This is a genomic window from Paenibacillus sp. LHD-38 (assembly GCF_031157315.1).
In the GTDB taxonomy this organism is placed as follows: Bacteria; Bacillota; Bacilli; order Paenibacillales; family Paenibacillaceae; genus Pristimantibacillus.
In genome coordinates this window covers 1-21,098 of sequence record NZ_JAVIFU010000069.1, presented here as the reverse complement: position 1 = coordinate 21,098, position 21,098 = coordinate 1, and the positions used below count along the sequence as shown (strand labels likewise).

At 47.4% G+C, this 21,098-nt stretch carries 21 protein-coding genes; 13 read left to right on the top strand and 8 right to left on the bottom strand.

Going from position 1 to position 21,098, the window contains the following annotated elements:
• Window positions 1-24: 24 nt before the first annotated feature.
• Together RCO25_RS31535 and RCO25_RS31530 are read left to right on the top strand one after the other, a co-directional pair.
• Complete coding sequence (locus RCO25_RS31535; protein WP_309000034.1) at window positions 25-867, top strand: carbohydrate ABC transporter permease; 843 nt, start codon at window positions 25-27, stop codon at window positions 865-867.
• 68 nt (window positions 868-935) lie between these two features.
• Window positions 936-2,330, top strand: a complete 1,395-nt coding sequence (locus RCO25_RS31530) for an arabinan endo-1,5-alpha-L-arabinosidase (RefSeq protein WP_309000040.1) — start codon at window positions 936-938, stop codon at window positions 2,328-2,330.
• Window positions 2,331-2,378: 48 nt separating this feature from the next.
• On the opposite strand, the gene RCO25_RS31525 is transcribed toward RCO25_RS31530, so the two are convergent.
• The gene (locus RCO25_RS31525; RefSeq protein WP_309000033.1) at window positions 2,379-4,202 is read right to left on the bottom strand and encodes a hypothetical protein; all 1,824 of its coding nucleotides are present in this window, start codon (window positions 4,200-4,202) and stop codon (window positions 2,379-2,381) included.
• Window positions 4,203-4,363: 161 nt separating this feature from the next.
• Between RCO25_RS31525 and RCO25_RS31520 the strand changes: the two genes are divergently transcribed.
• From RCO25_RS31520 to RCO25_RS31505, 4 genes are all read left to right on the top strand, one after another.
• A complete protein-coding gene (locus RCO25_RS31520; RefSeq protein ID WP_309000032.1) occupies window positions 4,364-5,863 on the top strand; it encodes a DHA2 family efflux MFS transporter permease subunit in 1,500 nt (499 codons plus the stop codon).
• Window positions 5,864-6,185: 322 nt separating this feature from the next.
• Window positions 6,186-7,088 (top strand): ANL family adenylate-forming protein, encoded by a 903-nt coding sequence (locus RCO25_RS31515; RefSeq protein WP_309000039.1) that lies wholly within the window; start codon window positions 6,186-6,188, stop codon window positions 7,086-7,088.
• A complete protein-coding gene (locus RCO25_RS31510) occupies window positions 7,081-7,215 on the top strand; it encodes a hypothetical protein (RefSeq protein ID WP_309000031.1) in 135 nt (44 codons plus the stop codon). Before RCO25_RS31515 ends, RCO25_RS31510 begins: the two co-directional genes overlap by 8 nt.
• A gap of 34 nt (window positions 7,216-7,249) precedes the next feature.
• Complete coding sequence (locus RCO25_RS31505; RefSeq protein WP_309000030.1) at window positions 7,250-7,540, top strand: hypothetical protein; 291 nt, start codon at window positions 7,250-7,252, stop codon at window positions 7,538-7,540.
• Between the two features lie 2 nt (window positions 7,541-7,542).
• Here RCO25_RS31505 and RCO25_RS31500 read toward each other — a convergent pair whose 3' ends face one another.
• The 4 genes from RCO25_RS31500 to RCO25_RS31485 form a co-directional block, all read right to left on the bottom strand.
• Window positions 7,543-8,154 (bottom strand): hypothetical protein, encoded by a 612-nt coding sequence (locus RCO25_RS31500; RefSeq protein ID WP_309000029.1) that lies wholly within the window; start codon window positions 8,152-8,154, stop codon window positions 7,543-7,545.
• Complete coding sequence (locus tag RCO25_RS31495) at window positions 8,147-8,641, bottom strand: sigma-70 family RNA polymerase sigma factor (protein WP_309000028.1); 495 nt, start codon at window positions 8,639-8,641, stop codon at window positions 8,147-8,149. The genes RCO25_RS31500 and RCO25_RS31495 overlap by 8 nt, the downstream gene beginning before the upstream one ends.
• 116 nt (window positions 8,642-8,757) lie before the next feature.
• Window positions 8,758-9,591, bottom strand: coding sequence for a DUF4358 domain-containing protein (locus tag RCO25_RS31490; RefSeq protein WP_309000027.1), 834 nt, complete (start codon window positions 9,589-9,591; stop codon window positions 8,758-8,760).
• Window positions 9,592-9,678: 87 nt separating this feature from the next.
• Window positions 9,679-9,903 (bottom strand): hypothetical protein, encoded by a 225-nt coding sequence (locus RCO25_RS31485; RefSeq protein ID WP_309000026.1) that lies wholly within the window; start codon window positions 9,901-9,903, stop codon window positions 9,679-9,681.
• A 162-nt stretch (window positions 9,904-10,065) separates the two neighbouring features.
• Here RCO25_RS31485 and RCO25_RS31480 point away from each other — a divergent pair, with 162 nt between their 5' ends.
• Both RCO25_RS31480 and bshB2 read left to right on the top strand, forming a co-directional pair.
• Window positions 10,066-10,410 (top strand): YojF family protein, encoded by a 345-nt coding sequence (locus tag RCO25_RS31480; RefSeq protein WP_309000025.1) that lies wholly within the window; start codon window positions 10,066-10,068, stop codon window positions 10,408-10,410.
• A gap of 23 nt (window positions 10,411-10,433) precedes the next feature.
• Window positions 10,434-11,090: a bacillithiol biosynthesis deacetylase BshB2 gene (gene bshB2 / locus RCO25_RS31475; protein WP_309000024.1), complete on the top strand. Its 657-nt coding sequence runs from the start codon at window positions 10,434-10,436 to the stop codon at window positions 11,088-11,090.
• Between the two features lie 91 nt (window positions 11,091-11,181).
• Here the strand turns inward: bshB2 and katA are convergent, their stop codons facing one another.
• The 3 genes from katA to RCO25_RS31460 all read right to left on the bottom strand — a co-directional run bounded on the left by katA (window position 11,182) and on the right by RCO25_RS31460 (window position 14,862).
• A complete protein-coding gene (gene katA / locus RCO25_RS31470; RefSeq protein ID WP_309000023.1) occupies window positions 11,182-12,639 on the bottom strand; it encodes a catalase KatA in 1,458 nt (485 codons plus the stop codon).
• A 119-nt stretch (window positions 12,640-12,758) separates the two neighbouring features.
• Window positions 12,759-13,562 (bottom strand): WYL domain-containing protein, encoded by an 804-nt coding sequence (locus tag RCO25_RS31465; protein ID WP_309000022.1) that lies wholly within the window; start codon window positions 13,560-13,562, stop codon window positions 12,759-12,761.
• Window positions 13,549-14,862, bottom strand: coding sequence for a helix-turn-helix transcriptional regulator (locus tag RCO25_RS31460; RefSeq protein WP_309000021.1), 1,314 nt, complete (start codon window positions 14,860-14,862; stop codon window positions 13,549-13,551). Before RCO25_RS31460 ends, RCO25_RS31465 begins: the two co-directional genes overlap by 14 nt.
• A 196-nt stretch (window positions 14,863-15,058) precedes the next feature.
• Between RCO25_RS31460 and RCO25_RS31455 the strand changes: the two genes are divergently transcribed.
• From RCO25_RS31455 to RCO25_RS31435, 5 genes are all read left to right on the top strand, one after another.
• The gene (locus RCO25_RS31455; RefSeq protein ID WP_309000020.1) at window positions 15,059-16,477 is read left to right on the top strand and encodes an RtcB family protein; all 1,419 of its coding nucleotides are present in this window, start codon (window positions 15,059-15,061) and stop codon (window positions 16,475-16,477) included.
• A gap of 526 nt (window positions 16,478-17,003) precedes the next feature.
• Window positions 17,004-18,119, top strand: a complete 1,116-nt coding sequence (locus RCO25_RS31450; RefSeq protein ID WP_309000019.1) for a slipin family protein — start codon at window positions 17,004-17,006, stop codon at window positions 18,117-18,119.
• 215 nt (window positions 18,120-18,334) lie between these two features.
• Complete coding sequence (locus tag RCO25_RS31445) at window positions 18,335-19,504, top strand: YecA/YgfB family protein (RefSeq protein ID WP_309000018.1); 1,170 nt, start codon at window positions 18,335-18,337, stop codon at window positions 19,502-19,504.
• A 50-nt stretch (window positions 19,505-19,554) separates the two neighbouring features.
• On the top strand, window positions 19,555-20,325 hold the full coding sequence (locus RCO25_RS31440; RefSeq protein WP_309000017.1) for an AAA family ATPase: 771 nt from the start codon (window positions 19,555-19,557) through the stop codon (window positions 20,323-20,325).
• Window positions 20,326-20,346: 21 nt separating this feature from the next.
• On the top strand, window positions 20,347-20,850 hold the full coding sequence (locus tag RCO25_RS31435; protein ID WP_309000016.1) for a CYTH domain-containing protein: 504 nt from the start codon (window positions 20,347-20,349) through the stop codon (window positions 20,848-20,850).
• Window positions 20,851-21,098 lie beyond the last annotated feature (248 nt).

Here is a 21,098-nt window from a genome sequence, read left to right as displayed (position 1 = left end):
CAGAGGGAAGGAGTGAGCCTGACTATGCTATCGGCCAAAAAATTCAAACTATCAGATGTATTGATCTTTATCCTAATCAGTATCGGCGCTGTATTCATGATTGCTCCGCTTGCTTGGACAGTATCCACATCGTTTAAAACGAAGGCGGAAGTATTCGCTTTGCCGCCTGTTTGGATACCTGAGAAATTCGACTTCATTAAATACGTGGAAATTTGGGAAAAGGGACCTTTGCTCAGCGGTATTCAGAACAGCTTGCTGATCACGTTATGCGTGACGATTATCGGCACATTTACCTCAAGCCTAGCTGCTTACTCGTTTGCTAAGCTTCGTTTCAATCACAAAAACAAAATTTTCATGCTTTTGCTATCCTCCTTAATGATTCCATACCCGGCCATTATGATACCTCAGTTTATCATGTTCTCTGAGTTTGGCTGGGTAGACACATTAAAGCCGCTGATCGTACCGGGCTTGTTCGGTAATATTATGATGATTTTCTTCCTGCGCCAATATTTAACCAGCGTGCCTGGGGCCATTATTGAAGCAGCGAAAATCGACGGTGCCTCTTACTTCGGCATTTTCACAAAAATCGTCTTCCCTTTAATTCGTCCAGCGGTCGCCGCACAGGTCATCCTTTGGTTTATGGGGATCTGGAACGATTATTTGGCGCCGATTATTTATTTGAACTCGCCGGAGAAGCAAACGCTCCAACTCGTTATCGCAAACTTTAATGCGACTTATGCGATTCAAACTGATTATCCGTTAATTATGGCTGCATCCTTCGTGGCATTGCTGCCAATGCTTATCATCTTCCTAGTATTCCAAAAGCAAATTATCGAGTCTGTCGCTATTTCAGGCGTGAAGGGCTAGCAGAGAGGGCTAATGCGCATATGAGACCGACTAGATCCGGCTTACAGAAATTCGCAGCGATAAGTCTAATGGCGGCCGTTCTCCTCGCCGGCTGCTCGGAGCAGGAAACGGCGGTGAAAGAGCCTTCTGCGCCGCCGGCTTATCCGATGTACGATACGGCCAATATCCATAATGAGAAAAACTGGAACATTAGCAACGTGCATGACCCATCTATTTTGAAGGACGGGGACACTTATTATATCTATTCCACGGACGTGAAGGTCGGAGGAAGCAGTACGCCGGGCATTATGGTGCGCAAATCGAAGGATTTGATCAGCTGGGATTGGGTAGGTTATGCGTTTGACGGCATTCCTGCAGAAGCGAAGGAATGGACTGGCGCAACGAATCTATGGGCTCCCGAGATTGAGAAGCTCGGCGATACCTATTATTTGTATTATTCGGCATCTACGTTCGGCTCTAACACCTCCTATATCGGCGTAGCGACAAGCTCATCTCCTGAAGGTCCTTGGACCGATCAGGGCGAGGTTGTCAAAACCTCCGGAGCAGACGAGCCAAATGCCATCGATCCTAATATTGTGACGGATGCGGATGGCAAGCCTTGGTTCGTATTCGGTTCATTCTTCGGCGGGATTTATGTATCGCCGCTGGATGAGAAGACAGGCAAGCTGGCGGAATCCGGCTACGGTACAAAAATTGCCAAGCGCAGTCAAGCCATGGAACAAGGCGCGGTTGAAGGCCCTTACGTGGTCTATAATCCGGAGCAAAAGAAATATTACTTATTCGTTTCCTATGACTCCTTATCCTCGGATTATAATGTACGCGTTGGGCGGTCGGATTCCATTACCGGTCCTTATTTGGACGCAAACGGCCGCAATATGCTTGATGACAAGTACGAGGCCCAGTTTGAGATTGGGAACAAGCTGATCGGCGGGTACCGTTTTTCAGAGGGAGAGGGCTGGATGTCTCCAGGTCATAATTCCGTCCTGCAGGACGGGAACGACTACTATTTGGTTCATCATGCAAGACCGGAACAGGATTCCAACTGGATGTATCTTCATGTAAGGAAAATGTTATGGACACAAGATGGCTGGCCCGTCGTTTCTCCTGAAAGATATGATGGCGAAACGGTGCAGAAGATTCCGAAGGGAAGCATCGCGGGCGAATGGGAACAAATCGTTCACGAGAAGCTGATCGACGGCCAAGTTGACTCGGAGCCGTTAACGCTGCTGAAGAACGGAAAGATCGGAAGCGGCGAGGAAAAAGATTATTGGGAGTTTGACGGTGACCATACGATAACCTTGTTTTGGCATGATGCTGATGGAGCCGTTATCGCTAAGGAAACGGCACTTCTGCTGCCTGCATGGGACTGGGAGCTCAATAAGCCTACGCTTGTCTTCACGGGTTTGAACGAGCAGGGCACTGCGGTGTGGGGAAAACAAATCTCGCGCGGCGCGAAGAAGTAATAGGAACAAGCCTCGGAACTCTCTTACCGAGGCTTGTTTGTTTTTTGATTAAGGGCTTAAATAATTAACGAGAAAAGCGACTTGATCCTTTTCATTCGTTTGCAGCTGGTTGTGATTGACCAGCAGCTCTGAAGCGGTGAGCAGTGCATTAATATTTGCTATTTTAAATGTAGTCGTGCCTGGGGCCTTTTCTTTGTAATTTACTTTATAAAGCTTATTGTACAAAGTTTCGTACTCTTTGAGGAAAGCCGTGATGAGAGCAGGCTTATCCGTCATTTTATTTGCGAAAAACGTGTCGGCATATGCTTTTTTTCCTAAGATAGCAGCTGTCTTGCTTATGCCGATACTCGAACCTTCAGCCGAGCAAACTGGCGTATCGTTATGATGTTTTTCAACCAATAGGTTTCTATAGAATATTATTCCTTTTTGCAAAAGGGCAAGCCGCTTATCGATCTCAAAGCCCAGCTTTTGCACCGTAGAGATACGTTTGTAGTTCGGCAAAGGCCCTTCCTTTGACTTCTCCCATGCAGCCTGTTCTTCAAAATCATCATCATGCTCCGAGAGAGCGGCTGCCCGTTCATCTGCAGCATCTCCTGCCCAAAACTCCATTCGTCCCGCTGCGTTATTGTCTTTATCATCAATATAAATGACATTCAGGCCGAGCAGAGCCATTCCTTCCAAGCTTCCGCTCCGCATACCGATGGATACGGCGCTGTTTTCTTGATGCAGCAGCTGGAACAAATAGCGCTGTGCATTGCGGTCGCGGAGAGAAGGGGCGTACTCCTCGCCGGAGTTTTGCGGCTTCCAGAACTCGCCGAGATAAACGACTTCGTTCCGGGCACCGAGCTCTTCTTTGGATATGACCTCGTCACCGACAAAAACGAGCTGGCGGTCAGGAAAGGATGCCTTCAGCTTAGCGGCTAGCTGCATAACCATAAGCTGGTGCGAGTCCAGCTCTTTATGCGCACCGCCTTTCTGTCCGCTGTTGCGTCCCCATAGAATGAGGCATTTTTTGTTGTTCAATACAGGGTCAAGCTTTACTCTTTTGTATTCCTCGATTTTCAGCTGTAACGCTTGATCCCCCTCGGAGCTTCCGAGCTGAATTTGTTCCCGCAGCACCTGTGTTTTCTCGGGATCATGCAAGGCGTCGCCAATCACTCTCGTCGCCTCGTAGGTCTCTTTGTTCCATGGTTTTACAGCGCCAGGCGTATGCTCGTTATAGACGGTTGAATAACGGTCCGAGGTGCCCTGGTATTCGCGGTTTTCGTCGGTGGAGCTGAATGCGATCCCTCCGGCTTTTTGCGCTGCATCAAAGTATTCAGGGAGCTGCTCACGGTTCTTTAGAAATGAAGGTCCCTGAATCCGTTTGTTTTTCTCTGTCTGGGTAGGAGGGTCTTTTAGAAAGTTTTCGGCTTTTTCGGGGTGTGAGGGAGCTTTTCTCTGGTCTCCCGTGAGCACCTTGACCGTGAGGCTGGGATCGACTAACGGAACCATCGCGAGTCCGGTAGCATCGCCTGTCATATACTCGGCTGTACCGATACTGCGCCAATTGTAATGTTTGTTCAAATGATATTTAATGGCATCCTTGGCAAGCTTATTGAAGCCCCTGCCGTCATTGCTGTAGGTGAACGATTTCCCATCCTTATGCCAATCCTCCAAGAAGCTGTTCAGCTTGGAGAAGCTGAAGCCAAGCAGCAGCTCCTGTTCCAATTGCTCCTTTACATGCGGAGGCTTCTCCTTCATCACCTCATCCATCACTTCGGATGGAGAGACAAAGTAGAGCATTTTGGATTTGCAGTATTCCAAAATATCATCGCTGCCTGCATTATCCTCTATCGCAATTTTCCTCTGGATGACGCCTTGCGATGACATAAGCTGGGCAACTGCGCGGTTGCCTTTGAGCGGTGTAGAAGAATAGCTGCGCTTTCATTTGAAGACGTGAGAAAAAGACTTCCCATACCATTGAAAATAGTTTAGAACTAAAATATAATAGTTAAGCTGTAAAGTAATTTCAAAGGGTGTGGGAGAATCAAATGAATCAAGCAGAAGTTCAAAAGGTGCGTTTCTGGCCTATAATGGTTGCTATTTTTATCGGATCGTTTTTATGCGTATTGGCGTCAGCTACGATTAACTTGGCGCTCGAAATTTTGACGGATCATTTTAATACGACGCTGGGCTCGGTCCAGTGGACCTTAACGGGCTTTATGCTTGCGATGGGGACAACGGCACCCGTTGCTGGTTATTTAGGCGAGAGGTTCAGCTACAGACGCCTTTATCTGTTTTCTTTGATAGGCTTCACGCTGGCATCGATATTGTGCGCAACGGCATGGAGCGAAGGCTCGCTCATTTTGTTCCGTGTACTGCAAGGCGCATTCAGCGGTTTGATCATTCCGGCTACGATGTCGATTATTTATCAAATCATTCCAAGAGAGCGGCAGGCGATGGCTGTTGCCTTCTGGGGCTTGTCCGCCATGCTGGCACCAGCTTTTGGCCCTACCATCAGCGGCTGGATACTGGAAAACATGAATTGGCAGTGGCTGTTCCTTATGAATATTCCAATCGGACTGATTGCAATAGGATTCGTGTATGCCTACATTCCTTATTATCGGATGAATATCCCAAAAAGCTTCGATGGACTCGGATTCTTGACGGTAATTATAAGCAGCTCATCCTTGCTTCTTGCGCTTGGCCAAGGCCATAACTGGGGCTGGGGATCTTGGAAGATCGTTTCCTTGTTCGTCATCGGGGTGATTGCTTTGCTTCTATTCATTTGGCGCGAGCTTACGACAGAAACGCCTTTGCTTAACCTGAAAGTGTTTAAGAACAAACGCTTCACCTTGAATGCGGTCATTTCAAATATTATTACGATCAGCTTATATTCAGGCACTTTGCTGACGCCGGTATTCCTTCAAAGAATCCAGCATGTTTCGGCAATGGATACGGGGATGGTTTTGCTGCCGGCTTCGCTTGCCATGGCGCTGCTCATGCCCGTTGTAGGAAAGCTTTACGGCATTATCGGACCGCGCTGGCTCATGTCTGGCGGAATCGTCCTGCTCACGATCGGTACGCTGGCTTTAAGCTGGTTAAGCGTTGATGTTTCTCATTCTTACGTAATATGGTGGATGATCGTCCGTAATATCGGGATCGCGTTTGTCGTTATGCCTTCAAGTAATGCGGCAATGGAACAAATTCCAGCAGAGCTTTCGGGGCATGCTTCCGCCATTACGAACTGGACGAGGAACGTATTCGGCTCTTTCGCCATCGCGATCTTCACCACGATGCTCGCATCGCGATCAATAACACACGCAACGGATTTAATGAAAGCAGGAGATACCAATGAGCTTCACATTGGAATCATGTCATTTACGATGAGTGTTAATGATGTATACGTCGTCGCTACCTTGGTTGCAGTCGTTGCGCTTCCGCTCAGCTTATTCATCGGTAAGACGAAGCGGGAAGAAGAATCGCATCCAAAATCTGGAAAAGAAAAAACGGCTGTTAAACCCGTAACAGCCACGGTTTCGGGCAAATAATACAGCATACGCCGCAAAAGCTTGTTAAAAGCTGCTGCGGCGTATTTTTTTTGAAATATAAGAAAGTATAAATTTCAACCTTATACTATGCTTATTCTTTACCGCGAAACGAGCTTTTGCCGCTAAGGATGACATCAGCCGTTTACGCTTGAATAAATGTTCTTTATTAAGAACTAACGAGGTGTTATATTAGGTGTATTAACTGCTATCGATCGTGACGAATGTATTTTTTTATCTAATTTGTTCTTTTTGAAGAATACTTAACATTGTTAAAGGCTAGTACCGTTTATTTTGCAAATGCGGGGGTTAAGGTAGATGAAAAATAAGAATAAGAGCAGCTGGAATAGGAATACGATTCCGTATTTTCTTCAAAAAAGAGCAAGCGAAAGCACGTGAATATAATTTGAAATCATTGCTTGGCGTTGCGTTTACTTCTGCGGCGGTGAACAATTCGATTTTGCAAAAAATCATGAAAAGTTTGAACCTTTATTTCTTTATGGTCAGCTACGGCTCTTCGGAAGCGGGCTCTGTCGCAAATGGAACCTGCTTTATTAATCGTAAGAACAGCTTGCTGTTACTATTGCTGTACAAGCTGCTTAGCCATACGAATCTTTTGAGCGGCTTAATTCATTACAAGGAATTTGAGAAAGCCGTCTACAGCATTGGGGGAAAGGTCGATAAGGTTGTAGAGGTGCGGATATTACATCCCGAGACGGGACAAGCGCTACCTCCTCATGAGCATGGCGAAATTGCGATTCGAAGCCATCGGGTGATGCGTTATTTCAATGAGATCTATGACAAAACATCAGTCACGGCTGATGGCTGGTACAAATCCGGAGACCTCGGCTTTCTGGACGATCGAAGCCATTTAACGATTACGGGGCGGCTGCACCGAATGATTAGCCGCGGCGGCGAGAAGATTTCTCCAGTAGAAATTGAAAATGTGCTGCTGCGGCATAAGGATGTGGACGAGGCTCTCGTGATTGGGATACCGGATGAGCTTTACGGAGAGCAGGTTTGCGCCTGCATCGTCGCCAAGCAAGGATCAAGCATAACCTCCGAAAAGTTAAAAAATGATTTGGCGCCGTATTTGACAGCCTTTAAGCTGCCGCGTCACATTGTATTCCTGCCCATGTTCCCGCTATCGCCGACAGGCAAAATATCCATTGCGGAAATCAAGTCGATGGTATTGAACGGGACGGGAGAGCTGAGGAAAAATGCGTAAATACTATCCGGGTATTACTATTTTTAAGCTGGCGGGCTCTTTGCTTGTTCTGGTTGCTCACCTCATGCTCATCAAATACATGGCGCTTATGCCGGGACAATCGGTCATTCAGTTTACATCGTTTTAGTGAATGGACGACAGAATACAAGCTTACCTTCAGTGTGCTGCCGAATACGCTTTTGATTTTTTACGGCATTCTTCGTATCCAAAGCGCAGCCATTCATAAATATAACAAAGTCATCGGCTTGTTCTGCATGGTCACGTTTTTCGGACACATCTTATTCATGCTGGCTAATTTGTGGCTGCTTGGTTGGAACGTCGAGCGTATGAACGCGGGACAGGATTTCACGCTGCTGCTTCTGACCTTGCTTGAATGCGTCGCGGCTACGGCATTGTTACGCATGTTCGCCAATACATTGTCCGTCAGGAAAACGGGAAGCGCTGCGTTATAAGGTTATCCTTCTTTTAGCACCCCGCTGTAATTGAGGTTATCGGTGCTTTGTATTTCAATAACCCGGCGGCCAAGCTCTTGCTTGTTTTTGTAGGCGATCACGGAAACGATACTTTTCTTTGCAAATGGAATTTCGTTATTCTCATCGATTGGCGACCAGTATAGCGTGTTACCGGATGCTGTTTGCATGCTTTTCCCCTTGTGGACAACCTTCGAAGACGGGGGAGACCATGTCAACAGGCCTCCTTCTGTTACGATGACTTCGATCCGATCCGCGTCTTCTGCGTCGATGCGGATTGGAAAGCCAGGTACGCTGCTCATTAACGGACTATATGTCCCGAGAGGGAGCAGAACGTTTGGTTTCATGACAACGGGGGCGCCGTCCGCCGCATAAGCGGTAATAACAAAGCCGGTGAATGCTGATTTGTTGTCAGGCTGAAAGAACGAGGCCCCAAACACCATTACTACAATAAATGTGCAGACAGCAGCGAAAAAGGCGGCTCTTCGGAGGCTGTTCTTTTTTGAAGGCTGCCGTAGCTGAGCCCGGTTTATGAACTGCTGCTTCAGCTCCTCGCCGGCAGTGATTTCTTTCATTCCCTCGATATATTTATTCATTTACGAATCCTCCGATCATACTTTTTCTTAGCAGTTCGCGGGTACGGCGGAGATGCGTTCGAACGGTATTCTCATTTCGGCGTACGAGTTCGGCAATTTCCGTGGTGCTGTAGCCTTCGAAATAATAGAGGTAGATGACGATGCGGTATTTTTTCGGCAGCTCCAGCACGCAGGCAACAACTTCGTTATTCCCTTGATGCAGAATTGGAAGCGATGCTTCGTTGATCGGACTAAAAAGTTTTTTCCACGGGCTTCGCAGCGCATCCTTACTGGCATTAATCGTGATGCGAATGATCCATGCTTTTTCATGCTCAGCATGCTGAAAGGTTTTATGCTGCTTAGCGATTTTTATAAAAACCTCTTGGCAAATATCCTCAGCGTCAGCATGGTTTTTAACATAGGTGAAAGCAATACGCAGCATCATATCCGCGTAACGATGGACCAGCTCAGCTAAATCCTCTCTCGAAATTAGCGTCTCACTCGGCATTAGCGTCGACTCCTTCATCCGTAACACGTTCCATCAGCTCAAAATGTTTCATTGGTAAAAAAAAATCCTGACCGGTGAAGGTCAGAACTTTTTTTATTTATAAGAATGAGTACCGATTATTTAAAGAAACCGTTAAAAATCTCAACGACCTTGTCCTGATCATGAGAGATGGACAGCATCACGTAATTGCCGTGACGGATAATTTTATAGTTTTTTGCATCCTCGTATTGATCCTGCAAATAAGTTTCAAATGTTTTTTGAATTTGTGCGGCGCGGGCTTCCAAAGCTTCAGCCACCTCATCGTAGTTTTTCTCCGATTTCAGCTTTACGATAACAAGTTCGGTAGCCTTAGTATTCATCATAGCTTGCAGGAAGATACTTTCTGACAGCAAAGCGCCTGCGTCAATTCCGTATACATCCATAACGAGCTCGCCTTCCGCAGGGATCATACGCGGCATCTCCATGTCTGCTAAGATTTTATCGGAAATATCGGATACCTTCACATCCTCTGACGGCTTAACCGTAGGCTTAGGCGTTGGGTTTGGCTTTTGCGTCGGTTTTTGGGTTGGTTTTTGTGTAGGTTTTGCTGTAGCAGCAGGCTTTAGTGCTGGCTTTTCTTTTGGCGCCGTTGTCTGAGCAGGCTTTCCGTCGGATGGTCTGCCTATAGGCTTCGAGGTGGCAGAGGGCTCTGCTTCTTCCGTAGCAGCCGGTTCACTCGTTGCAGTGTCTGTTGCAGGCTCCTCGGTAACGGCAGGTTCTTCAGTAACAGCAGGTTCATCTGTCGCAGGATTTACGGTAGGCTGCTCCGTAACCTCGGCCTCATTCGTCGCATTTCCTGCCGATGAGTTATTGGCAGGCTCTTTTCCGGTATTGTTGCAGCCTGCAGCGAGCAATGCAACGGTGAGCGCGAGGACTGCCATTTTGGATAGTGATTTTTTCATATGTAACATCTTTTTCTCTCCTTATAAATAAAGTCGAACACTAGACGGCAGTGTTCGACAAAAGGTTGCAAGGCTACCTATTATTTAGAAAGGAGCTTATTGCTCGTTTTCAACGACTTCCTCTTCCTCTTCAGCATCCTCAGGCGACTCCACGAGACGAAAGTCATCCGTTTTCTCGCCATCCTCCCATATTTCAACAAACAGGGCGTCGCAATGGTCGAAGTCGGCTGACTTCAACGACAGCGCTTTTTCCTCATCTGAGCCTACATACACATTTTCCAAGCCGTCTTCATTAAACGATTGAATGACGTAAATTTTCATTGTCTGATCCTCCTGCATATTAATATTGTAGCAGTATACCACAAAATCCCGAATGAGCAGCAGTGCAAAAAGGCTTAACGTATTTTGAATTGGATGAGTGTGTTAAAATGATTGCATTCTTATAAATAGTAAGGGTCTTGAGGAGATAGAGGAGGGATACTGATGCAGCTTATTCATGCAGAGAAAGTGCAGCATATTATTGACAGCTTGCAGGAGCAAGATCTATACGTTCATCTTGAAATGACAACGGGGGCCTATGCTTCCCATCTCGATAGCACGAAGCATCCGGCAGCAAACTTCATTACCAATGCGATGATTCGTTATTCCCATGGATCGATTGCAGGGAATGGACCATACCGGGTAGGGCTGAAGATGAAGCAGGGCTGGATTTATACAGAAGGCTTGACGCACTGGGAAGAGAACGAGACGGATAGGCTGCTTCTTGCCGGTCACGACGGTCAAGGAAAGCTGATCGTTTCGCTGCAATTAAGCAGGGAACCCTTTTGATGAGAGAGGAGACAAGAGAAGCTATGAATCAAAATATTTTGGTTATATTTCCGCATCCTGATGATGAAGCCTTTACGGTATCAGGAACGCTGGCTAAGCATATAGAAAGCGGAGCCCATGTTACCTATGCTTGTTTAACGCTAGGAGAGATGGGCCGAAATATGGGGATTCCGCCGTTTGCAAATCGGGTAACCCTTCCGCATATACGAAAATTGGAGCTGGAGAGGTCTTGTGAGGCTATTGGCATACAGGATCTAAGAAAACTCGGCTTTCACGATAAAATGATTGAGTTTGAGGATCAGGTGCAGCTGGATGGCCAGATCGATGCGCTCCTTAAAGAACTCCGTCCGACACTTGTCTATACTTTCTATCCGGGCTTCAGCGTACATCCGGATCATGATGCATGCGGAGCGGCTGTCATTCGAGTCATCAGCAAGCTTCCTCCGGAGGAGAGGCCGACGGTCTACTGCGTAGCTTTTTCCAAAAATCATCAACAAGTATTAGGCAAGCCTCATCTCGTCAATGACGTTAAGGGTTACTTGCGGCAAAAAATGGCCTCCATAGAAGCACACCGTTCCCAGTTCCAGGCTGCTGAATTGGTTGGTAATAAAAAGCTGGAGGACGAGGAAATAAGGGAGCGGTTCGGAACAGAGCGCTTCTGGATTTATCGTTTTAATTAAAGGATTCAAACGAGAAGGGGACGGCTATAATAGCCGTCCCCTTCTCGTTTTTACTATATAAGGCTGAAGAAAAGCTGCAAATAATATAAGTCTATGATTGCTGCGACACGGATAAGCCAAGGCCTTCAGCGACCCGCTGTCCGTATTCGGGATCCGCTTTGTAGAAATGGCCGATTTGACGAAGCTTAATTTCATCCTTCTCTACGGGCTTCATGGCACCGACGATCGTGTCGACGAGGCGTGCTCGTTCCTCTTCGTTCAACAGACGGTATAGATCGCCGGCTTGCGTATAATGGTCGTTATGGTCAAAAGAGACGCTGTCTGCCTGGCCGGAAACCTCGAATGGGGCAGGCTTGTTCTCCGGCGATTCCGTCGGTCCGCCATAGCTGTTCGGCTCGTAGTAAATCGATGCACCGCCATTGCCGTCGGCACGCATTTGCCCATCGCGCTGATGGTTGTTCACTTCAGACTTGGGACGGTTGATCGGCAGCTGGTTGTGGTTGGCGCCAACCCGGTAGCGATGAGCATCGGAATAGGCAAAGAGACGGCCTTGCAGCATTTTGTCAGGAGAAGCCTCGATGCCTGGTACAAACGAACCAGGGGAGAAAGTCGCCTGTTCAACCTCGGCAAAATAGTTTTCCGGGTTGCGATCCAGCACCATGCGTCCAACCTCGATCAACGGGTAGTCCTTTTGCGACCATACCTTCGTCACGTCAAACGGATCGAAACGATATGTATTTGCATCCTCAAGCGGCATAATTTGCACATAAAGCTTCCAAGCCGGGAAATCGCCATTTGCAATGGCATTAAATAAATCCTCGGTATGATAGTCAGGGTTATCGCCGGCAATTTGCGCCGCAACCTCAGGAGCTAAGTTTTTTACGCCTTGCTCGGTTTTGAAGTGGTATTTGACCCATACGGCTTGCCCTTCATCATTTACCCATTTGAAGGTATGGCTGCCAAAGCCGTGCATATGTCTAAGCGTAGCCGGAATGCCGCGGTCAGACATTAGAATGGTAACCTGGTGCAAGGATTCAGGGGATAAGGACCAGAAATCCCATACCGCATTCGGATTTTTGAGATGGGTTTGCGGATGGCGCTTCTGCGTATGAATAAAATCAGGGAATTTAATGGCATCACGGATGAAAAAAACAGGCGTGTTATTGCCGACCAAATCATAATTTCCTTCTTCGGTGTAGAACTTCACGGCGAATCCGCGGGGATCGCGAACCGTGTCGGCAGAACCTAGCTCACCTGCTACGGTGGAGAAACGGATGAACATCGGTGTGCGTTTGCCTACCTCGGATAAGAAGCTGGCCTTGGTAAAAGGGGTAACATCATGCGTAACCTGGAAATAACCGTGTGCGCCTGCGCCCTTCGCATGAACAACGCGTTCTGGAACACGTTCTCTATTGAAATGCGCTAGTTTCTCCAAAAGGTGAACATCCTGAATTAACGTGGGACCGCGTGAGCCGGCTGTCATCGAGTTTTGGTTATCTCCGACCGGAGCGCCAGAGCTAGTCGTAAGCTTGTTCTTCTCTGTACTCATAATAGCTTCACCTCATTGATTTTGTATGATTGCACCTCAACTAATATGTTACCGCTTTCCAGAGGGAAATCAATATTATTTTGGAATCATTATAAATAAAATTTTTCGTCAAAATGTGATTAATTGTGCGGCTCCGCATAGCGTTCAAGCGACTTTGTCGCGGATTCCAGCATGCGGCGCCTTAGCTGCTCGCCCTCCAATATCCGAACCCGTTTACCGAGGAAGCGGGTTTTTGAAAGCACGAATTCGCTGTCACTGCTGTTAAAGTATAAGCGAATCATGTACTCGTTCTCTTCCGGAGCATAGGTCACTTCCTTCTCGAAGCAAGAAAAAGCGTATAAGATGCGCGAAAGCTCTCCGTTGTATGCAGGCACGACAAGAATATCCGCGCTCATGCCTCGATTGTTCATTAAAGCATGAACCACGGCGGTCAGCTGCTCGTAATCTTCCACGGGGCACGCTTGCTCGCTAACTTCCATGATCTTCTCCAGCCTTGTACTCATCAGCATCCGATTATTTATATGATACCAGAGCAAATACCATTCCCGTTTAACCATTGAATATTCAAGCTTATAGGGAAAGCCGTCCTGCATCGTGGATGTTCGTCCGTTTTTCATAAGGTAGCTTAACCGCAGGATAGCCTTATTCGTGATGGCTTGCCTTAGCAGCCGGACGTTTGGATGATAGACATGGCGTTCCTTGCTTGCGGCTTTGTGCAGCAATCCGTCTGTTTCCAAGCTTTGATCTTGCTCTAATACTGCGTTTAGTTTGCGAAGGGTTTCCGGGGCAAAAGCATGGGCAGAAGCCGGATGCTGAAGCATCATTTTCAGCCAGCCCCGCTCATGCGCCGTAATAATGAAGGTGCCCGACTCCTCCAGCCGAGATAGGATCTGGTAGTTGAATATTTTCTCAAAGGGATTCATAGTAGCCTTTAATCTCCTTCCATTCCGCAATCATTTCTTCTCTGAATTTCAAGGGGGCCAGCACCTCGCAGCTGGAGCCGAAGCTCCGAATCCAGGGCTTGATCTCAATCGTGCCGTTCACTTCTATTTCGTAAATAAAGGAGTCCTCAGTCTCTTCCGTAATGCTTCCCCATTGCCCCTGCAAAAGCACACGCTCCTTGACGAAATTAGATATGCCGGGTCCGGGATGGAAGAAGCGGACCTTTACCGTAACGAGCTTGCCTGTATCGATCAGCCAGCTGTACTGGATACGCTGCTCAAGCTCGGATTTTTTGGCTTCGTAATCGTCTGCGGCAGCGGCATCCTCTTCAGAAATTTGGGTTAATCCTTCCAAGCGGTATTTCTTTATGCCATAGCGGGCGTGGTGGCCAAGCAAGTACCATCTGCCGTATTGATGATCATAGACAACCTTCAGCGGGAGCATCATCTCCTCCTGGCCTTCGGTATCCCGTTCAAACAAGGGATTAGTGTTTTTGGAGGCGTAGCTCGTTTCTTTTTTCGGCGAAAAATAAAGGAAACGAACGAAACGCCGATTGCGGATCGCACTGAGCAGCGTAAAGAGATGAGCCTCGTCCAAAATGCGCGAATAGTAGTGGTACTTATATAAGAAGGACTCCTGATGGCGGTAATCATTCTGCCTGCGGGCCATATGCTTCTTCAATCCGTCTCGAAGGAAATATCCCTGCACCGAGGGCAGCTGCGTATTGGCCATAATGTCTACAAAATCATATAAATCCAGCAGCTCCTCCGGGGACAGCTCCTTGACCAAATCGTTGTATGTCCGGTAACGGAACGGGCGCGTTCCCGGCTCTCTTTTGATTACCCCAACCTGCTCCAAATATTTGAGATCGCCGCGTATGGTCTTCTCGTCGGGAAGCGAGAGTTCCGCCGGCATACTGCCGCAGCAGAGATCGAGAAGCTCCATGGCGGTTAAAGCTTGCTCGTGCATAGCAGCAAGCAGCAGAGAAAGCCGCTGGCTTTCCGATTCCTTTAGCGATTTGGCCCGGAATAAAAACAGCAGCATGGGATCCGAAGAATCGAGGTAGCTGTAGCGGACCGTATCCGCAAACTCTTTTCCTTTGTCCGCAGGGAGCTGCTGATAAACCGCATTAGCGATTTCTTTCAAACGTTTGATGGTTTTATCGAAGGTATGAATGGAGATGCCGAGTCTGTCTGCGTACTGTTGACGATTATATGCCCCGCTCGTAAGGACAAGCATGCGCAAAAACTGGATTTCCTTATCGAAGCTTTCTCTCGCCATGTAGGGGGTTCCTCCGTTCCTGAACGATATTCTTTATCTATCTTATCAGGAAGATTGCGTATTTGAACAAAAAGGAAAATTTTCCTTAGTCGTCATACTTTCACCATGTTCACGGTCTCCAAAAACATGCAAAATAAGGCTCATAAGAAGACGGTACGCCGGAAGAAAAATAGCAATAATTAAGGGAGGTTTTACAATGCTGTTGAAGCATAAGAAGCATGGCGGCAATCACCATGAGCTGGAGCTGCAGCATGGTCCACTCCATGTTTTCGCAAACGATGAGGTATTCCAAACGTTCGGAGATAAAGTATATGAAATGGCAAACAATAACCTGCAAATTCCGCGGAATCAATATATGAGCTACACTCCTGATGCCCATGTCGGTATCGGAACTTGCATAGGGACAACGGCGGTATGGAATATGAAGGACGGCTGCGTCTCGCCTTCGATCGTTGGCTCGGATATCGGCTGCGGGATGCGTGTTCACACCACTCCGCTTCATAAGCGGGATCTTAAGGAGAAGGATGTTCGCAGAGCGCTGATTGCGGCCATTGAGAAATACGTGCCGACGAACGAACGCAAAAATACGAACTACGACGATATCGATGTGATGAGCGTAGTGGAGCATGGCCTAAAGGGCCTTCCTGAAAAGTATGTGCCTGATGAGCAGTGGCTGACGCATGTGGAGCAATCTCATTTTGTATTCGATACCGCTTACCTGAAGCAGCTTCCTCCGAAAATTTTGAAGTATGCGCGGGGGCAGCTTGGTTCGCTCGGAAGCGGGAACCATTTTATTGAAATTCAGTATCTGGAGATCAATGAGGAATATGCAGAATTAGCTGCAAAATGGGGCCTGTTTGACGGTCAGGTTGTCGTCATGATCCACTCCGGCTCCCGCTCTTGGGGCGGCATGGTCGGCCGGGAGCATAACAAGGCCATAAAGGAAGCCATGAATCAGTGGGGTGTAAGTAATCCTGACCCTAATTTGATTTATGCGCCGATTGCGAGCCAAGAAGGGCAAACCTATTTGAACCTCATGTATTCCGCGCTCAACTTTGCCGTAAGCAATCGGCATATGATTGCCTTCGGCGTGCGTGAAGCCTTCCGGGACCTATTCGGAGCGGGCATGGAAATGCCTGTTCTCTATGACCTGATGCATAATTATGCGCTGAAGGAATTTCACCGCAACCAGCCGATGCTCGTTCATCGCAAAGGAGCAACGCGGGCGCTGCCGCCGGGACATTTTTTGAATACACCTGTCTATAAAGAAACGGGGCATCCGGCACTTATTCCAGGCTCTATGGGAACGTCATCCTACATTATGGTAGGGAAGGATGAAGGATTGAAAAACTTCTATTCCATTTGCCATGGGGCAGGCCGGGCAAGATCCCGTAAAGCAACGAAGCAGCTGGTGACCGTCGATGAGTTCGAGCAATCGCTGAAGGTTGGCACCGATGACGAAATTCTCGTGAACCACGCTTCCTTGCAGACGATTCTCGATGAATGCCCGCAAGCCTACAAGGATGTGGATCAAATCATCGACAGCGTCGTTGGCGCATCCTTAGCTGCCGTGGTAGCCAAATGCAAGCCGATGGCAGCCATAAAAGGCATCTAATCTATCTCTATCCCTTTCGCTATTAAAGATAACTTCAATAATAGATGAGGTTCATGTACGAATGGCGTACCTTGGCTGGGATTTTCGAAAATCCCGCAGTGCTCGCGCATCCTATGCGCCTGTATGCTGTATCGTCCATTTCGGCGGAATCTCCCATATGAAGGAGCAGGGCTTATCCCCCTCTCTTTGACAATCGCCTCCAAAGCGACGATGCTCTTCGGAGCACCCTAACTCCCTTCCAAGGAGAACTTTCTGTAGACTCTGCCTTGTAACAGAAGCTCTCAGAGCATGCCTAGGCATGCTTGCTGCAGCAAAGCCTATGCAATCGGCGGATACCGTCCGGGGCCGGCTGTCTCTTATTGCCAAGCAGGGCATAGACCGCAAACGAATGGATCATGCATTCGAATGCGTCTAAGCATGCCGAAGCGATAAAGCAGCCACGATCCTTACTCAAGCCTGATTCCGGCCCAGCCGCAGGAGAGCTCCTGTTACCAAGGCCACCAAACCCGCAAAGAGGTGTTTATCCATGTTCAAAAAAGTAATCATCAAAAACGATGAACGCGGTCTTCTTTTCAAAAAAGGCAGCTATATCAAGCTATTGCAGCCGGGCGTGTACCGGCATACTTCCTTTTCAGACGACAGCGTTATTTTGCAAAATATAGCGAAGCGCTTCGCAGTTCCGAACAAGGAGCTTAGCTTGTTTCTTCAGGATAAGCAGCTGCTGGAAGAACTAACGGTTGCAGACGTACAGGATTACGAGTACGCGCTTCATTTTGAGGACGGGAAGTTCAATTCGCTTCTGACAGCAGGGGTGTATGCTTTCTGGAATGCGATCAAGAAGCACTCGTTTATACGCATTGATATTAGAAATCCCGAAATATCGGAGGAGATCGACCGCTCTTTGCTCTCGAAGCTTCAAGGCTATATCCAGGTGTTCGAGGTTGCCAGCCACGAATCCGGCCTGCTTTTCTACAATAATGTATTGCAGAGGGAGCTTCGTCCCGGCAGATATTATTTCTGGAAGGGTCCGACGAGCGTGCAGGTGAAAACAGTCGATTTGCGCCAGCTTCAGCTAGACATGACCGGCCAAGAAATAATGACGGAGGACAAGGTCACGCTGCGGCTCAACTTTGTATGCCAATATAAGGTTGTCAATCCGCTCAAAGCGTTCCAAATCAAGTCGTTCGAGGAGCAGGTATATATTATGCTGCAGCTCATTTTGCGGGAGTATGTCGGAACGCTGAAGCTGGATGATTTGCTGCGCATGAAGCAGGAAATCGCGACGTTTGTGCTCTCTCGTTTGAATGAGCAGAAGGAGCATTACGGCGTGCAGTTTATATCGGCGGGACTCAAAGACATTATTTTGCCGGGCGACATCAAGGATATTTTGAATACGGTGCTGCTTGCAGAGAAGAAGGCGCAGGCTAATCTCATTACGCGCCGCGAGGAAACGGCCTCCACCCGAAGTCTCCTTAATACCGCTAAGCTGATGGATGAGAACGTTACGTTGTTCCGGTTGAAGGAACTGGAGTTTCTTGAGAAAATTTGCGAGAAGATCGGCACGATTTCACTTACGGGCGGCGGTAATTTACTAGAGCAGTTAAACTCGCTGCTTAGCTTAAAAAGCGTGGAAAAACCATGACAGAACCAGCTGAAGAGGCTGTCTCGAAAAGGCTTGATTGCCTTCGGAGACAGCCTCTATTTTTAGGTTGATCCTACATATTATGGAGGATAGATTAAATTATTTTGTTTGATTCCAGCTTCGATTTTTGTTATCTTTGAACCTACATGTCTTTTGGGGTTACCCCTCAATTTGCTAGAAGAGCATGAAATACATTTATGATTTAGGAGATTACCATGACTACAAAGCTGGATAAACTATTGGATAAAGCAATGGATAAATTTTGGCCGCAGCTGACTTATCCCTTATCGTTTGAGGATGCGCTGGGCACATTATCAAAGCAGCAATTGACTAGTATTCGTACGAATTTGCAAATTAGCAACCTAAGCTCGCTCAATAAGCAGGGCCTGGTAGAAAAGCTGGCAGTGAAGATTCCGGAGCATCTCTCGGAGGCGGTGCGCTGTTTTGACCAAAACAGGATCAAGCTTATTCAAAAAATAGTGAAGAACGACGGCATTTGGGATAATCCGCTGCTGGAGTTTCGCAAGTATGAATATTTCCGCGAACGCGGGCTTCTTTTTCCGGGAACGGTAGAGGGGAAGCGGGTCATCCTCATGCCTATGGAAGTACTTGAGACGTTGAAAGAGGACAATGCGGTACTAGACCAGCTGAACGTCAGCCGCAGCATGGAATGGATTCGGATGACGCAGGGCTTGCTCTACTATTATGGAACGTTAACGCTTGAACAATTAATATCGTTTGTGTTTTCCGTGGAGGACGGTGCCGAAGCGTCTATGGAGTTTATGGATGTCTTAATCGACGCCTCTCAATATTATGACCAATTCGAAATCCATGCAGACGATACGATCTCCGACACTCGGGTGGTAGATCCGCAAGCGATTATGAAAGAGCGTTCGCTAAGACATGATCTGGATTTTTGTCCGTTTACGAAGCAGCAGCTGCTCAAAGCGGGAGAGCCCGAGTATGTTGATCGGAACAGCCACTATATGAATCTCGTGCGCTATGTCCTTCACCGTTATGAGATTGACCGGGATGAAGCGGATTTAATGGCAGAGGAAATTGTGGATGCTGCCAAAAACGGAAGCTCATTGGCAGACGTAATCGAATTGACGCAGGAATTTATTGATATCCCGAACATGGAAACCTTGAATGCGGTAACGAATTTGTTGGTTCCTATAATGAACAGCACAAAGCAGTGGGCCATCAAAGGGTATTCCCCTGAAGAGCTGTCTGCGAAGAGAGCAAGCGCCAGCATGCTGATGAATCATATTCCTAATCAAGTGCGTCAAGCTGAGGTTATCGATCTTCAGTCCAAGAAAAAAATCGGGCGCAATGATCCTTGTCCTTGCAATAGCGGGAAAAAGTTCAAAAAATGCTGCGGCTAACAGAGCAAGGAGTGCAAAGCAACACCTAATCGGGCTGGGAGGCGTGCGCCGTGAGACAAAGCCAGCAAGGACTTTATTTAAGAGGTGTAAAGCTCCTCCGGGAGTCGATACCCTCCTTTGATGCGTACCCTTTTCATCTGAATGCCATACGTACCTTGGATGAGCTGGAATTTCATCCGAAGGTAACCTATATTGTTGGCGAGAATGGCATGGGAAAATCTACACTGCTGGAAGCGATCGCGATTGGTCTCGGATTTAATCCGGAAGGCGGGACGATTAATTTCAATTTCTCTACCGAATCGACGCATTCCGAGCTCCATCGTTATTTGAGACTAATCCGCAGCGTGAATAAACCGAGAGACGGCTTTTTCTTTCGTGCGGAGAGCTACTATAATGTGGCGACCAATATTGATCAAATGGATCGCGAGACAAGAAGAGGGCCAAGATTAGTCGATTCCTATGGCGGAAAGTCGCTTCATCAGCAATCGCACGGCGAATCTTTTTTTGCAGCGTTCCTTCATCGTTTTAGCGGGAATGGTCTCTATATGATGGATGAGCCGGAGGCGGCCCTTTCTCCTTTTCGCCAAATGGCCATGCTATCTCGGATTAACCAGTTGGTAGGGCAGAACTCTCAGTTCATTATTGCCACACACTCGCCGATTCTAATGGCCTATCCCGACGCTGTGATTTATAATTTAACCTCAGAGGGCATAGAGCGCACAACATTAGAGGAAACCGATCACTTTATATTGATGAAGCAATTTATTAATAACCGGGAAAGAATGCTGAATGAGCTTTTTTTGGAAGAGGATGAACACTAAACAATAAAGGAGCTGAGCAGGATGTCATTAGAAATCGAACGTAAGTTTCTGCTGTCGGAATTTCCAAGCGCTTTAGTAGAAGAAGCAAAGTTGAAGGTGCTCTCCGAGCAGCGAATCGAACAAACCTATTTAGCCATCGACGAAAACCAGGAGCTGCGCGTTCGGCGCATCGTTGATTTGGCTAGCGGCGAGGTTACGTATACGCATACGTTTAAACTCGGCAATGGTTTGCTGCGTGAGGAGATTGAGTACTCCATATCGGAAAGCATTTATGGGCAGGTCATCAAAGCCTTTGGTTTCGTGCCGCTGACGAAAAACCGGATAACGGCAGAGTGGAATGGGCGTGTAATCGAGATTGATACGTATGATCAAATCGAGCTCTCTGTCCTTGAGGTTGAATTCGACTCAGAAGAAGCTGCGAATACATTCCAGGCGCCGGATTGGTTTGGCAAGGATATCAGCTCTGAACGACAGTATAGCAACAAAAAAGTATGGCGAGAGCTGCAAGAAAATCGAGTCCTATAAACACGAATCGACAGATTCAAACATTAAGTTTCAAAATAATTTAAAAAACGCTTGACCTTCTGGGCGCATACATGGTATATTCTAATTCCGGCCGAGAGAAACATGCGGACGACAAGCAAAACAAGCATAACAAACGAAAGAAAAGATTGCTCTTTGAAAACTGAACAACGAGTAATAACTGCCTCGCAAATCCTTCGGGATAAGCGAAAAAGCGATAAAAAGTAATGAGCATTTCAAACACATGAAGC